The 13,523-nt window shown below is 72.1% G+C and carries 11 protein-coding genes; 6 read left to right on the forward strand and 5 right to left on the reverse strand.

The window, feature by feature from the left end; genetic code table 11:
• Positions 1 to 7 precede the first annotated feature (7 nt).
• From ACIBQZ_RS07595 to upp, 4 genes are all read right to left on the reverse strand, one after another.
• Positions 8 to 1,612, reverse strand: a complete 1,605-nt coding sequence (locus tag ACIBQZ_RS07595; RefSeq protein ID WP_396087654.1) for a glycosyltransferase family 2 protein — start codon at positions 1,610 to 1,612, stop codon at positions 8 to 10.
• Between the two features lie 159 nt (positions 1,613 to 1,771).
• The gene (locus tag ACIBQZ_RS07600) at positions 1,772 to 2,779 is read right to left on the reverse strand and encodes a Gfo/Idh/MocA family protein (protein ID WP_396087655.1); all 1,008 of its coding nucleotides are present in this window, start codon (positions 2,777 to 2,779) and stop codon (positions 1,772 to 1,774) included.
• Positions 2,776 to 3,882 carry a DegT/DnrJ/EryC1/StrS family aminotransferase gene (locus ACIBQZ_RS07605; protein WP_396087657.1) on the reverse strand — a complete coding sequence of 369 codons (1,107 nt, stop codon included), beginning with the start codon at positions 3,880 to 3,882 and terminating at the stop codon, positions 2,776 to 2,778. The genes ACIBQZ_RS07600 and ACIBQZ_RS07605 overlap by 4 nt, the downstream gene beginning before the upstream one ends.
• Positions 3,883 to 4,104: 222 nt before the next feature.
• Positions 4,105 to 4,737 carry a uracil phosphoribosyltransferase gene (gene upp, locus ACIBQZ_RS07610; RefSeq protein WP_396087658.1) on the reverse strand — a complete coding sequence of 211 codons (633 nt, stop codon included), beginning with the start codon at positions 4,735 to 4,737 and terminating at the stop codon, positions 4,105 to 4,107.
• A 62-nt stretch (positions 4,738 to 4,799) separates the two neighbouring features.
• Between upp and deoC the strand changes: the two genes are divergently transcribed.
• The 5 genes from deoC to ACIBQZ_RS07635 all read left to right on the forward strand — a co-directional run bounded on the left by deoC (position 4,800) and on the right by ACIBQZ_RS07635 (position 11,669).
• Positions 4,800 to 5,795: a deoxyribose-phosphate aldolase gene (gene deoC, locus ACIBQZ_RS07615; RefSeq protein WP_396087660.1), complete on the forward strand. Its 996-nt coding sequence runs from the start codon at positions 4,800 to 4,802 to the stop codon at positions 5,793 to 5,795.
• Between the two features lie 9 nt (positions 5,796 to 5,804).
• Positions 5,805 to 7,229, forward strand: a complete 1,425-nt coding sequence (locus ACIBQZ_RS07620; protein ID WP_396087926.1) for an aldehyde dehydrogenase family protein — start codon at positions 5,805 to 5,807, stop codon at positions 7,227 to 7,229.
• 184 nt (positions 7,230 to 7,413) lie between these two features.
• Entirely contained in the window at positions 7,414 to 8,235 is an 822-nt protein-coding gene (locus ACIBQZ_RS07625; RefSeq protein WP_396087661.1) for an aldehyde dehydrogenase family protein, read from the forward strand.
• A 92-nt stretch (positions 8,236 to 8,327) separates the two neighbouring features.
• Positions 8,328 to 9,254 (forward strand): DNA primase, encoded by a 927-nt coding sequence (locus tag ACIBQZ_RS07630; RefSeq protein ID WP_396087663.1) that lies wholly within the window; start codon positions 8,328 to 8,330, stop codon positions 9,252 to 9,254.
• Positions 9,255 to 9,278: 24 nt separating this feature from the next.
• On the forward strand, positions 9,279 to 11,669 hold the full coding sequence (locus ACIBQZ_RS07635) for a transposase (protein WP_396087664.1): 2,391 nt from the start codon (positions 9,279 to 9,281) through the stop codon (positions 11,667 to 11,669).
• A 248-nt stretch (positions 11,670 to 11,917) separates the two neighbouring features.
• Here ACIBQZ_RS07635 and ACIBQZ_RS07640 read toward each other — a convergent pair whose 3' ends face one another.
• Entirely contained in the window at positions 11,918 to 12,349 is a 432-nt protein-coding gene (locus tag ACIBQZ_RS07640; RefSeq protein ID WP_396087665.1) for a hypothetical protein, read from the reverse strand.
• A gap of 54 nt (positions 12,350 to 12,403) precedes the next feature.
• Between ACIBQZ_RS07640 and ACIBQZ_RS07645 the strand changes: the two genes are divergently transcribed.
• Positions 12,404 to 13,051, forward strand: a complete 648-nt coding sequence (locus ACIBQZ_RS07645; protein WP_396087666.1) for a TetR/AcrR family transcriptional regulator — start codon at positions 12,404 to 12,406, stop codon at positions 13,049 to 13,051.
• Positions 13,052 to 13,523: the final 472 nt, after the last annotated feature.

The raw sequence follows: 13,523 nt of genomic DNA on the forward strand, positions 1-13,523 counted from the left end.
GGCCGGCTCAGCGGCGCCCGCGCAGCTTGCGGAGAATCCGGCCGACGATCCGGCGCGGGGTCAGCGGCTGGGCGACCACGCCGATCCGGCCGCTCTTGTCCAGCGCCGCGCTGATCAGGTAGAGCCTGCCGCCGATCCGGTGCAGGTGGCGCTGGGCGCCGCTGACGTCGGTGGCGGTGACGTCGTAGCCGTAGCTGTCGCCGTTGCTGTCGCCGGAGAAGCGCAGCTTCCTGGCGCGCTTGACGACCTTGCCGGTCACCAGCTCGTCCAGCGGCAGCGCGGCGTTGAGGTGCACGCCGCCGTGGCCGTCGTCCTCGGCCGCGGGCAGCGCGGTGCGGCTGCCCAGGGCGACCCGGACGGCGGACGCGCCGGCCTGACCCAGGTCGGTCAGCGCGCTGTGCCACTTGACCAGCAGCGCGCGCCGGCCGTCGGCGGAGCGGCCCCACCGCACCTCGGCGGGGCGGTCCTGGTGGGCCTTCTTGCGCAGCTGGGCGGTGCCGTCGAACCACTCGTCGGGGAAGCCGCGGGACGGGTCGCGGAAACCCGGGAACGCCACGTAGTAGCGGCCCTTGTCGTACTCGACCGGGGAGAGCCCGTGGTCGACGTGGTGCTGGGCGACCGCGATCAGGTCGTCGAGCGTGCCGAACTGCGCGACGCTCAGCGGCACCCGGCGCTGCACGTCCAGGCTCGCCCGGATCTCGTCGGTCAGGTACGCCTCCGCGAGCTTGCGGACGCCCTCCTGCACCCGGCGCTGCTCCTCGCGGTCGGCCGCGAGGAACCGGGCGCCGAGCAGCTTGCCCAGCTCCCAGGTGAAGTGCCGGCGCAGCACCTTCATCCGGGCCACCGGATCGCTGATCACATCCGCGGCGGTGTCCATGATGACCGCGGTGTCGCGGACGAAGCCGGACAGCGACGTGCGGTAGGTGATGTTGCTGGAGTCGCCGCGGCGGGCCGCGTAGTAGAACTCGTAGTCCGAGCGGACCGCGATCCGCCGGGCCGCGACCACGGCCCGGATGGTGAACGGCTGGTCGCTGCCCGAGCGCAGGTCCTCGGGGTAGCGGATGCCGTGCTGTTCGAGCATCGAGCGGCGGAACAGCTTGGTGTTGGACAGCGCCCAGGGCAGCGCGGAGTTGACCAGGTTGATGTCGTCGCGGTTGCCCGGCTGGTAGACCGCCTGGTTGACGACCCGGCCGCCGGTGCCCACGAGCCGGCCGAGCACGATGTCGGCATCGAGCTCGTCGGCGGTGGCGACCAGGCGTTCCAGGGCCTCGAGACCCAAGGTGTCGTCGGCGCCGAGGAAGAAGACGTACCGGCCGGTGGCGACCTCCAGGGCCCGGTTGCTCGGTCCCGCCGGGCCGCCGGAGTTGGCCTGGTGCAGCACCTTGACCGTGCCGGGGTAGCGCTCGGCCCAGCGGTCCAGCTCGGCGCCGCCGTCGTCGGTGGAGCCGTCGTCGACCGCGATGAGCTCCAGCCGGTCCACGCCGATGGTCTGCCCGAGCACGGATTCCAGGCAGCCGACCAGATACGGCATGGTGTTGTAGACCGCGACGACCACCGTCACGTCCGGCACGTGCGCCGGGTCCGCCCCCCGCGGATGACCGTCGATGTCCACCGTATTTCCACCTTGTCTCGGGCTTGTCTCAATTTGGCGCCGGGTGGCGAGCTTACGGTACCGAAGCCGTCTCGGAAATGACCTTCGACGACGCGTTTCAGGAACATGGTTCGGCCGGGATGCGGGTCCGCATCCCGGCCGGAAAATCGTTACAGCGGGTCAGGCTGCGGTCGCTCCCACCGGCACCTGCACGGTGGTCCGGGTACGCGCGGACTCCAGCACGGCGGCGGCAACCTCCACCGTACGCATGCCCTGGCGCAGGGTCACGATGTCGCTCTCCTTACCCTCCACGGCGTCCCGGAACCGCTCGTGCTCGACCAGCAGCGGCTCCCGCTTCGGGATCGCGAAGCGCACCATGTCGCCCTCGGAGACCCCGCGGAACGCACGCAGCGCCTCCCACTCGGTGCCGATCGCGCCGTTGGCGTAGAAGGTCAGGTCGGCGGTGAGCGTGTCGGCGATGAAGCAGCCCTTGGCGCCGGTGATGACCGTCGACCGTTCCTTCATCGGGCTCAGCCAGTTGACCAGGTGGTTGGCCATCAGTCCGTCCTGCATGGACGCGACCACCGAGACCATGTCCTCGTGCGGGCGCCCGCTGCGCGACACCGTGCGCGCCGAGATGTCCACGTAGCTGCGTCCGGTCACCCAGGCGGTCAGGTCGATGTCGTGGGTGGCCAGGTCCATCACCACGCCGACGTCGGCGATCCGGCCCGGGAACGGACCCTGCCGGCGGGTGACGACCTGGTACATGTCACCCAGCTCGCCGGCCTCCAGCCGGGACCGCAGGCTCTGCAGCGCCGGGTTGTACCGCTCGATGTGCCCGACCGCGCCGACCAGGCCGCGGCTCTCGAACGCCTCGACCAGCCGCTGCGACGCCGCCAGCGAGGGGGCCAGCGGCTTCTCGATGAGCGCGCAGACGCCGGCCTCGGCGAGCCGCAGGCCGATCTCCTCGTGCAGGCCGGTCGGGCAGGCCACGACCGCGTAGTCCAGCCGCAGGTTGATGAACTGCTCGAGGTCCGCGACGACCGGCACGCCGAACGGCGCGGCCGCACCGGGCGCCGGGTCCAGCACGCCGACCAGCTCGACGCCGTCCAGCAGGTTCAGCACCCGGGCGTGGTTGCGCCCCATGGCGCCCAGGCCGATCAGCCCGGCGCGCAGTCCGCCGCTCATGCCCGCACCGCCACCGTGTTCACGGCCTCGGCGATCCGGTCCAGCTCCTCGGTGGTGAGCCCCGGGAAGATCGGCAGCGACACGACCTCGTCGGCGGCCCGGTCCGTCTCCGGCAGCTTCCACGGGCCCGGCGTGCCGTCCGCACCCAGGTACGGCTTCAGCCGGTGGATCGGCGTCGGGTAGTAGACCGCGTTGCCGATCCCGCGCTCCTTGAGCCCGGCCTGGAACGCGTCCCGGTCCCCGGTGACCCGCACCGTGTACTGGTGGTAGACGTGCTTGGCGCCCGCGGCCACCGGCGGCGTGACCACACCGGTCAGCCGCTCGTCCAGGTAGGCGGCGTTGGCGCGGCGCTTGTCGGTCCAGCCGGCGAGCTGGGTCAGCTGCACCCGGCCGATCGCGGCGGCGACGTCGGTCATCCGCATGTTCGCGCCGACGATCTCGTTCTGGTAGCGCGCCTCCATGCCCTGGTTGCGCAGCAGCCGCAGCTTGCGCGCCAGCTCGGCGTCGGCGGTGGTGACCATGCCGCCCTCGAGCGAGTGCATGTTCTTGGTCGGGTAGAAGCTGAAGCAGCCGACCGCGCCGAAGGCGCCGACCGGGGTGCCGTTCAGGGCGGCGGCGTGCGCCTGGGCGGCGTCCTCCACCACGGCGAGGCTGTGCGCCTCGGCGATCGGCATGATCCGGTCCATCGCGGCCGGGTGGCCGTACAGGTGCACCGGCATGATCGCCACGGTGCGCGGGGTGATCGCCGCGGCGACCGCGTCCGGGTCCAGGCAGAAGCTGCCGGCCTCGATGTCGACGAAGACCGGGGTGGCGCCGACCAGGCGGACCGCGTTCGCGCTGGCGGCGAACGAGAACGACGGGACGATGATCTCGTCGCCCGGGCCGAAGCCCAGCGCCATCAGCGAGAGCTGCAGGGCCGAGGTGCCGGAGTTGACGGCGACGCAGTGCCGGTCGGCGACCAGCTCGCCGAACTCGCGCTCGAACGCCGCGACCTCGGGGCCTTGCACGACCATGCCGCTGCGCAGCACGCGGACGGCGGCATCGATCTCGGCCTCGCCGATCACCGGACGAGCGGGTGGGATGGCGGCGTGGGTTGCCGACATGGAGAGTCCTCCTGGATACGCACAGCTTCAGACGCGGGTAGCCTCTGGTCACTGACTGTTAAGCTAGCGTGACCGGGCCTTCATGCCGCCGTAACATCGCGGCCGTCGCCACGATACATCATGGCCACCCTCCGTCTGATTACTCTGCGCACACAGGAAGCCCGGACACCGCCCCTCACCGAAAAACCTCACTACTGTGAGTTAACGGGAGGTGAACGGCGCTCAGAACCTCGGCATGCCGCCGAACTGCCGGTCCCCCGCGTCACCGAGACCGGGAACGATGTACATCTTCTCGTTCAGCCCCTCGTCGATACTGGCAGTGACCAGGCGCAGCGGCAGCCCGGAGGTGCGCAGACGCTCGACGCCCTCCGGGGCGGCCAGCACGCAGCACACGATCACGTCCGTGCAGCCGCGGTCGACGAGCAGCCGGCAGCAGTGCACCAGCGAGCCGCCGGTGGCCAGCATCGGGTCGAGGACCAGCACCGGCAGGCCGGCCAGGTCACCGGGCAGCGACTCCATGTAGGCGCGGGGCTCGTAGGTGGCCTCGTCGCGGGCCAGCCCGACGAAGCCCATCGACGACTCCGGCAGCAGGGCCAGCGCGGCGTCGGCCATGCCCAGGCCGGCCCGCAGCACCGGCACGATCAGCGGCGGGTTGGCCAGCCGGGTGCCCTGGGTCGGCGCCACCGGGGTGCTGATCGGGAACTGCTCGACGGCGAAGGTGCGCGCGGCCTCGTACACGACCATGGTGGTCAGCTCGTGCAGGGCGGCGCGGAAGACTCCGGAGTCCGTCTGCGCGGCACGCATGACGGTGAGTCGGGACTGGGCCAGCGGGTGATCAACGACGAGTACGTCCACGCTGATCAACCTACCGGGGTTCTCCAAGATCAACTGTCGGCGGGCCGCGTAGAATCCCTCTCATGACTGCGACAGCGACGTCGAGGCTCCCTCTCGGTTCTTCCAGCAGTGCGGCGGAGCCGCTCTCGGGGGGCACAGCCGTGTCCGGTTCCGCCTTCAATCTCCGATCTTTCCTGCACGGACTGCCCGGGGTGGACAAGGTCGGCGTCGAGGCGCGGGCGGCGGCCCTCGGCACCCGGTCGGTGAAGACGACCGCGAAGGCGGCGGCGATCGACCTGGCCATCCGGATGGTCGACCTGACCACGCTCGAGGGCGCGGACACCCCGGGCAAGGTGCGGGCGCTGTCGGCCAAAGCCCTGCGCCCCGACCCCGCCGACCCCAGCTGCCCCAGCGTGGCGGCGATCTGCGTCTACCCGGCGATGGTCCCGGTCGCGGCCGAGGTGCTGGCCGGCTCCGGCGTGCACCTGGCCAGCGTGGCCACGGCCTTCCCGTCCGGGCAGGCCCCGCTCGACGTCAAGCTCGCCGACACCCGGGACGCCGTCGCCGGCGGCGCCGACGAGATCGACATGGTGATCAGCCGGGGCGCGTTCCTGTCCGGTCGCTACGACTTCGTGCACGACGAGATCGTCGCGGTCAAGGAAGCCTGCGGGTCCGCGCACCTCAAGGTGATCCTGGAGACCGGCGAGCTGGGGACGTACGACAACGTGCGCCGGGCCTCGTGGCTGGCGATGCTGGCCGGCGCCGACTTCATCAAGACCTCCACCGGCAAGGTGCCGGTCGCCGCGACGCTGCCGGTGACGCTGGTGATGCTGGAGGCGGTCCGCGACTTCCGGGCGCAGACCGGGCGCCAGGTCGGCGTCAAGCCCGCCGGCGGCATCCGCACCACCAAGGACGCGATCAAATACCTGGTGCTGATCAACGAGACGGTCGGCGCCGAGTGGCTGAGCCCGGACTGGTTCCGGTTCGGCGCCTCGTCGCTGCTCAACGACCTGCTGATGCAGCGGACCAAGCTCACCACCGGCCACTACGCCGGCCCCGACTACTTCACGCTGGACTGAGGCATGTCCATGTTCGAGTACGCCCCCGCCCCGGAGTCCCGCTCGGTCGTCGACATCGCGGCGTCCTACGGGCTCTTCATCAACGGCGCCTTCGAGGCAGCCGCCTCCGGTGGCGCCTTCAAGACGGTCAACCCGGCCTCCGAGGAGGTGCTCGCCGAGGTCGCCGAGGCCGGCACCGAGGACGTCGACCGGGCCGTGGCCGCCGCCCGGCGCGCCTTCGGCCCCTGGTCGGAGCTGCCCGGCGCCGAACGCGCCAAATACCTCTTCCGGATCGCCCGGATCATCCAGGAGCGCTCCCGCGAGCTGGCCGTGCTGGAGTCGCTGGACAACGGCAAGCCGATCAAGGAGTCCCGCGACGTCGACCTGCCGCTGGTCGCCGCCTACTTCTTCTACTACGCGGGCTGGGCCGACAAGCTCAAGTACGCAGGCTTCGGCCCGGAGCCGCGGCCGCTGGGCGTCGCCGCGCAGGTGATCCCGTGGAACTTCCCGCTGCTGATGCTGGCCTGGAAGATCGCCCCGGCGCTCGCTGCGGGCAACACGGTGGTGCTCAAGCCGGCCGAGACCACGCCGCTGTCCGCGCTGTTCTTCGCCGACATCTGCCGGCAGGCCGAGCTGCCGCCCGGCGTTGTCAACATCATCACCGGCGCCGGGGAGACCGGCCGCACTCTGGTCGAGCACCCGGACGTCAACAAGGTGGCCTTCACCGGCTCCACCGAGGTCGGCCGGCAGATCGCCCGGTCGGTCGCCGGCACCGGCAAGCGGCTGACCCTGGAGCTGGGCGGCAAGGCGGCGAACATCGTCTTCGCCGACGCCCCGATCGACCAGGCCGTCGAGGGCATCGTCAACGGCATCTTCTTCAACCAGGGCCACGTCTGCTGCGCCGGGTCGCGCCTGCTGGTGCAGGAGTCGGCATACGACGAGGTGCTCTCGTCCCTCAAGCGCCGGATGGCGACGCTGCGGGTGGGCGACCCGCTGGACAAGAACACGGACGTCGGCGCGATCAACTCGGCGGCGCAGCTCTCCCGCATCCGCGACCTCTCCGAGGTGGGCAGCTCCGAGGGCGCGGAACGGTGGTCACCGCCGTGCGAGCTGCCGGCGCAGGGCTTCTGGTTCGCCCCGACGATCTTCACCGGCGTGACCCAGGCGCACCGGATCGCCCGCGAGGAGATCTTCGGGCCGGTGCTGTCGGTGCTGACCTTCCGCACCCCCGACGAGGCGATCGAGAAGGCGAACAACACGCCGTACGGGCTCTCGGCCGGCGTCTGGACCGAGAAGGGCTCGCTGATCCTGGCGATGGCGGACAAGCTCCGCGCCGGCGTGGTCTGGGCCAACACGTTCAACAAGTTCGACCCCACGTCGCCGTTCGGCGGCTACAAGGAGTCCGGTTACGGCCGCGAGGGCGGCCGGCACGGCCTGGAGGCCTACCTTGCCTAAGTCACCGTCCCCCGCCAAGGCAGCCCGCGCCGCCTCCGCAGCCAAGGCCGACCGCGGCGCGTCCCCGGCCAAGGCCAACCGTCGGGTCGCGTCGGTGGATGGCGCTGCCCGTCCCTCCGTGCCCGCCCCGGCCGGTTCCGCGGCGTCCTCTTCCGCGGCAGGCGCTTCCGAGACCGGCGGTTCCGTGGGTGCGGGGGCCGGGCGGCTTGCGGTGCGCAAGACCTACAAGCTGTACATCGGCGGGGCGTTCCCGCGCAGCGAATCAGGACGGACCTATCTCGTGGACGGCGACAACGTGGCCCTCGCCTCCCGCAAGGACGCCCGCGACGCGGTGGTGGCGGCTCGCAAGGCCCAGCCCAAGTGGGCCGGCGCCACCGCCTACAACCGCGGCCAGGTGCTCTACCGGGTCGCCGAGATGATCGAGGCGCGGCGCGCCGAATTCACCGCACTGGGGGTGCCGGCCGCCGAGCTGGACGCCGCCGTCGACCGCTGGGTCTGGTACGCAGGCTGGGCCGACAAGATCGCCCAGGTGCACGGCAGCGCCAACCCGGTGGCCGGCCCGTACTTCAACATCTCGGCGCCGGAGCCCACCGGCGTCGTCGGCGTCGTCGCCCCGGCCTCGTTCCTCGGGCTGGTCAGCGTCATCGCGCCGGCGATCGTCACAGGCAACACCGTGGTGGTGCTCGCCGCCGCGCCGCAGGTGGCGGTCACCCTCGCGGAGGTGCTGGCCACCTCCGACGTGCCCGGCGGTGTCGTGAACATTCTCACCGGCCGGGCCGCCGAGACCGCACCCTGGCTGGCCTCGCACGACGACGTCAACGCGCTCGACCTGACCGGCGTGACCGACCCGGCGCTCGCCACCGACCTGGAACGGGCCGCGGCCGGCAACCTCAAACGGGTGGTCCGCCCGCCGGCCGACACTCCCGACTTCACCGCCGACCCCGGAGTGCGCCCGATGACTGCCCTGCTGGAGACCAAGACGGTCTGGCATCCGAAGGGTTTCTGACCGCGGTCGGCCTCCTGTCAGGAGCGCACACTAAGGTGTGTGCCCAGACTCACCCGTCCGAACAGCTCGCCTGAACCAACCCGGAGGTCACCGTGACCAGCCAGTCGCCCGAAGAGGGCTCGACGGTCAAGGAAGAGAAGGCCGTCGTCAAGGACGGGCTCTCCGGCCGTGAGCTGTGGGACGAGGTACGCATCTCGCCCGTGGAGATCGCCATGCCGGGCGGCGTGGGGCTGACGCTGCGGGCGTACCGGCTCGCCTCCGAGCTGACGCCGACCGAGATCGAGGCCGACGAGGACGACCCCTTCGACGCCCGGGAACGGGCGGCCGCCGCCCGCGCGGCCGAGGAAGAGGGCGTCATCGTCGACGACGAGTTCGCGGCGCTGGTCGCCGAGGGCGACGCCGGCTCGAAGTCCGAGCGCAAGCCGGACGGCACCGTCACCACCGAGGACGGCGAGGTCGTGGCCGAGCCCGACCCGGCCGACTTCGCCGACGAGCCCGAAGAGGCGGCGGAGAAGGAGGACGAGGAGGCGGACGAGGAAGTCCCCATGTTCCTCAGCCACCGCGGCAAGCTGCTCACCTTCAAGACCCCCGAATCGCTGGTCTCCTTCATTCGATCGGGTGCTCCGCACGACCTGGCCCAGCTCGACACGTGGCCGACCGTGGCGGAACGGGTACAGTCGAGCGACATCGACCCGGCGCCGGACGACCGCTACGAACTGGATCTCGTGGTGGAAAACCTGCGCGGTGGTCACGACACGTGGGATCTGCCGCTGCTCATCGCCGCCGGCGAAGTGGCCCGAGACCTCGGCCACGCCCTGCGCCTCAAGCCCGTGATCCTGGCTCTCGCGCCGGGATCGCCGCTCGACGACCTGGACGAGTCCCTCCGGTCGGCCGAGAGTGGCGGAATGGGCGGTTTCTTCGGACGGCGCAAGCTGCGTAAAATCGGGGCGCAACAGGCGAGTCTGGGTTGGCGCTCGATTATCGGCAAGATCTCTGCCGCTGTGGACTGGCGCGACTGACCCCTCAACAGGGACCATCAGTCCTTGGCCGAATACAGCACTCCCGGGGAGGAGGACGACGCCGTGGCGCTCGTGCGCGTGTACTGCGGTCTGGCGTCGGCTGATGAGACGGTGCGGACGGCCTCGGCCGGCTCGCAACTGACCATCGCCGTGGTGGACGACGCGGGAAGGCTGCTCGGTGTCCACGAGATCAGCGACGACCCGACGGGTTATGCCCAGCTGGGGACGCTGCTCGTGGAACGGACGAGCGGATTCGCGGACGCCGCGGTTGCCGCCGACAGCGACGACCACATGGTGACGTCCCTGCTCACCGCGGCCGGCCGCCCCCTGGCCGTCGCCGACGACGATTCCGCCGACGACTTCGCCGAGCGGTTCGCCGACGACGACTCCCCCGAGGAGATGTCCGCCCCGCCGGCCGCCCGTCGGGCCGTGGGCCTGGCCCGCGCGCTGCAGGCGGGGGCCCTGACCGCGGCCACCATCCCGGCGCCACGGGAGCTGGTCAGCTACAAGCCGGTGCTCGCCGCCCACGTGGCGATGCTCAACGGCCGGCACGCTGCCGCCACGTCGCTGCGTGAGGTGCTGCGCGAGCTGTATCCTGCGGCGCTGCGGGCGTACCCGGATCCGGCCCACCCGCTCGCCCTGGCCGTGCTGGACGCGCTGCCCGAGCCCGGCCGCCTCACCGGCGGCCGTGGCCAGGACGGCGACCGCGTCGCCGAGGACGTGGCAGCCGAGCTGACCCGCGCCGGCGCGGGCACCGACGACCAGGTCGTCGCCGCAGTCACCGCGCTGGTCGTGGCGATCAGCGAATCACCGCGCCGCGGTGGCATCAACAAGTCGCTCTCCTCGGCCGCCGCCGACACCGTCCGGCACGCCATCGGCGCGGTCCGGTCCTGCGACTCCGCCTGCGAGGCCATGGTCGGCACCCTGGTCGCCCGGGTCAGCCCGCAGTCGCTGACCGGCGGCGCAGGCAGGCGCCAGGCCGGTTCCCGCCGGGCCACCGAACCGGCAGCCACCAACCAGCGTTCCAGCGAGACCGGCACCCGGATGCCCCGCCCCGCGGACACCGGCACCCGGATGCCCCGCCCCGCGGACACCGGCACCCGGATGCCCCGCCCCGCCGACACCGGCACCCGCCTGCGCCCCGCCGACACGGGCACCCGCCTGCGCCCCGCGGACACCGGCACCCGGCTGGGCCGCCGCAACCGCCCCGAGCCGGCCGCGGCGAGCCACGCCCCCGCGATGCCGCGCCCGATGACCACCCCGCCGGTCGCACCGGAGCCGGTCATGCCACCGCCGCTGGCGCCCCGCCCGGTCACCCCGCCGCCGGTCGCCCCGGCCGCGTCCTCCGGTCTGCCCAGCCGCACCCGCACGCCGGACCCGGGCTCCGGCCCGTCCAGCCGCCCCGTCTCGGTGCCGCCGCCCCCGCCGGGCATGACGCCGATCGTGCCGGGCTCCCGCCCGTCGTCGGTGCCCCCGGCCGACAGCGGCCAGCCGTTCCGCCCGACCCTGACCAACGCGGCGATGAGCAACGCCCGCGCCGAACGCCAGCGCACGGTGATCCCGCCCCGGACAAACACCCGCAGCCAGCAGCCGGCGGCCACGAACGGCGCCACCGACTACTCGCTGCCGATGCCGGCCCAGCGCGCGACGCAGGAAACCCCGGAACCGGGCTCCCGCGCCAACTGGCCACTGATGAACAACAACGACGACGCCGGGGCACCACCGTCGCCCGCCGCCGTGAGCAGCCCACCCTCCGACGGCCGGGTCCGCCCGCCGTGGCAGGACATGCCCCAGGAGCCGCCGTCGCTGCGCCTGGTGGAATCGGTGCTCAACGGCCTGGCCAACACCCCGGCCGACGTGACCGCGATCGCCGAACCACCCCCGCTGCGCCTGGTCGACGATCGAGGCGGCCGCAACGGCCGCCCCCTGGCCCGCCGCACCACCCTGACGGCCCTGGACCGAAGCACCACACCCCCGGTCCCGGCCGAGGGCGACGGCGACCTCCTGATCTTCGCCGCGGCCCGCTCGGCGTGGTTCACGGGCCACGACGAGGAAGCCTCGACCAACCTGGACTGGACAAACCCGTCCGACACCGGCTGGCGCGCGGCGGAAAAGGCGGCCACGCCGTCGGTGGCGGCCGAAACGTCGGCGGGTCTGCCGAAGCGCGTGCCACAGGCCAACCTGGTGCCGGGCTCACCGCTGCGCGAGGAACGCCCGCTGCGCATCGTCCGCGACGCGGCCAGCATCGCGGCGCACACCACGGGTTACTTCCGGGGGTGGCGCCGCGGGCAGGAGATCGGCGGGTACGCGATCGGCGGCCGGCCTGGCCGGGAGGCTGCCGGAGGGTGGGACTTCAGCCGGGACGGTGGCGCTCAGCAGGAGGATTACCGCAACGCGGGGTACCGCAGCAGCTGAGTTTCGTAGCTGACTGACGGCCACGCTTCCTCTCGGGAAGCGTGGCCTGTTTGTTTGTGGGGGTTGGCTGTCCTCTTCAGCGCCGGAAGCCCGCTGCGTGCCGACCGATTTGTCACGTCTGCCTGGATCCGCATGCACAGGTTTGTTGACGGTGATCCGGTGGCTTCGGTGGGTGGGCGTGGTGCAGCTCGGCGGGCGTTGTCCCGGCGCGGAAAAGGTCGGCGGTGGCCGACGTGGCCCCTGGGCGGTCAGCGCGGCACGAACGCCAGGACCATCGACCACACCAGCAGAGCGGCGCTGCCCACGCAGGCTGCCGTCCTGATCCGGTCGGCGAAACGCAACCGGGCGTAGGCGTCGGTGGCGAACCCGTCGCGCTGAAGGCGCAGGTGTGCCGGGACAGCCGCCGTGACCGTGGCCAGCAACGCGATCAGCCCACCGGCCGCGATCAGGAGTGCGACCCAGACCGGCACGGCCGCCGGCCGCAGGAACGGCAGGCTCAGACAGCCGAGGAAGCAGATCGCCGCCGGCACGATGATCACCGGGAGGATCTGCCGGTTGTACCGGCGGTGGTAAGCGACAAACGCCGGCGCCGGGACCGCGGCGTAGAGCGGATAGCTCACCCGCGTGGTGAGCGCGGAGACGCCGACGGTGTACATGGCCATGGTGGTAACGACACTCATGCTCGATCCATTCAATACAGTAGTGCTGTATCGGAATGACCGTAGCATGGGTCCGTGCCGCCACCACCCGCTGATTCCCGTCGCACCTACGACAGTTCCGGCCGCCAGGAGCAGGCCCGGCGGCGGCGAGCGGAGATCCTGAACGCCTGCCGCGATGCCCTCGTCCGGCAGGGCTATGCGGGCCTGACCATCCGCGCGGTGGCCGAGGCCGCGGGAGTCTCCCAGGAGACCGTCTACAAGACGTTCGGCGGCAAGCGCGGCCTGGTCAAAGCGATGTACGACGTCACCCTCGCCGGCGACGACACACCGTTGCCGATGGCCCAGCGCCCCGAGGTGCAGAAGCTCCTCACCGAGCCGGACCCGGCAGCCAAGATCACGAGTTACGCGGGAATCGCTCGTGGCGTGTCCGAGCGCCTCGGTGCGGTGATGGCCGCGCTGAGCACCGGCGGGCCGGAGGCCGCGGAGATCGGGGCGGAAACCGATCGGGAACGGCTGATCGGCGTCACGGCCTTCGTGGGTCATCTCGCGGAGGGCGGTCATCTTTCCGCGGGTCGCGATCTCACGGCGGCGGCCGAGGAGGCGTGGCTGCTGACCGCACCCGAGGTCTACCGGCTCTGTACGGCTGAGCGAGGTTGGTCCGCGGACCGGTACGAGGATTGGCTACGCCGCATGCTCACCGCGGTGCTGTTGGGGTCGGCCTGAAGGGGCCGCGGCGGGAAGACGCGGGGCGGCACCTCGAGGCGCTGGGCCCGGCGCAAGGCCGGAAGCCGGCGCAAGATCCGGCGCGACATCGGACGCAGGCGCAACCCACGCCCGAAGCCCGATGCAAAGCGCGGCAAACGCGCGCAGCCTGACCCAAGCGCGAGGCCAGACCCGAGAGGCGAAACGCGGCGAAGACCGGCTGCCGGGCGGAAGGCACGGAGCCAGTCCGGCACGGAGCCAGGCGCAACGCGCGGAGCCAGGCGCAACGCGCGGAGCCAGGCGCAACGCGCGGAGCCAGGCGCAACGCGCGGAGCCAGGCGCAACGCGCGGAGCCCAGGCGCAACGCGCGGAGCCATGCGCAACGCGCGGAGCCAGGCGCAACGCGCGGAGCCCAGGCGCAACGCGCGGAGCCATGCGCAACGCGCGGAGCCATGCGCAACGCGCGGAGCCCAGGCGCAACGCGCGGAGCCAT

The organism is Actinoplanes sp. NPDC049599, assembly GCF_044465625.1.
Classification (GTDB): Bacteria; Actinomycetota; Actinomycetes; order Mycobacteriales; family Micromonosporaceae; genus Actinoplanes.

Bases quoted from the DNA above. Each gene is read 5' to 3' on its own strand.
- ACIBQZ_RS07600 (WP_396087655.1), bottom strand. From the start codon at position 2,779: ATGAGCGGCGGACTGCGCGCCGGGCTGATCGGCCTGGGCGCCATGGGG.
- ACIBQZ_RS07605 (WP_396087657.1), bottom strand. From the start codon at position 3,882: ATGTCGGCAACCCACGCCGCCATCCCACCCGCTCGTCCGGTGATCGGC.
- deoC (WP_396087660.1), top strand. From the start codon at position 4,800: ATGACTGCGACAGCGACGTCGAGGCTCCCTCTCGGTTCTTCCAGCAGT.
- ACIBQZ_RS07620 (WP_396087926.1), top strand. From the start codon at position 5,805: ATGTTCGAGTACGCCCCCGCCCCGGAGTCCCGCTCGGTCGTCGACATC.
- ACIBQZ_RS07640 (WP_396087665.1), bottom strand. From the start codon at position 12,349: ATGAGTGTCGTTACCACCATGGCCATGTACACCGTCGGCGTCTCCGCG.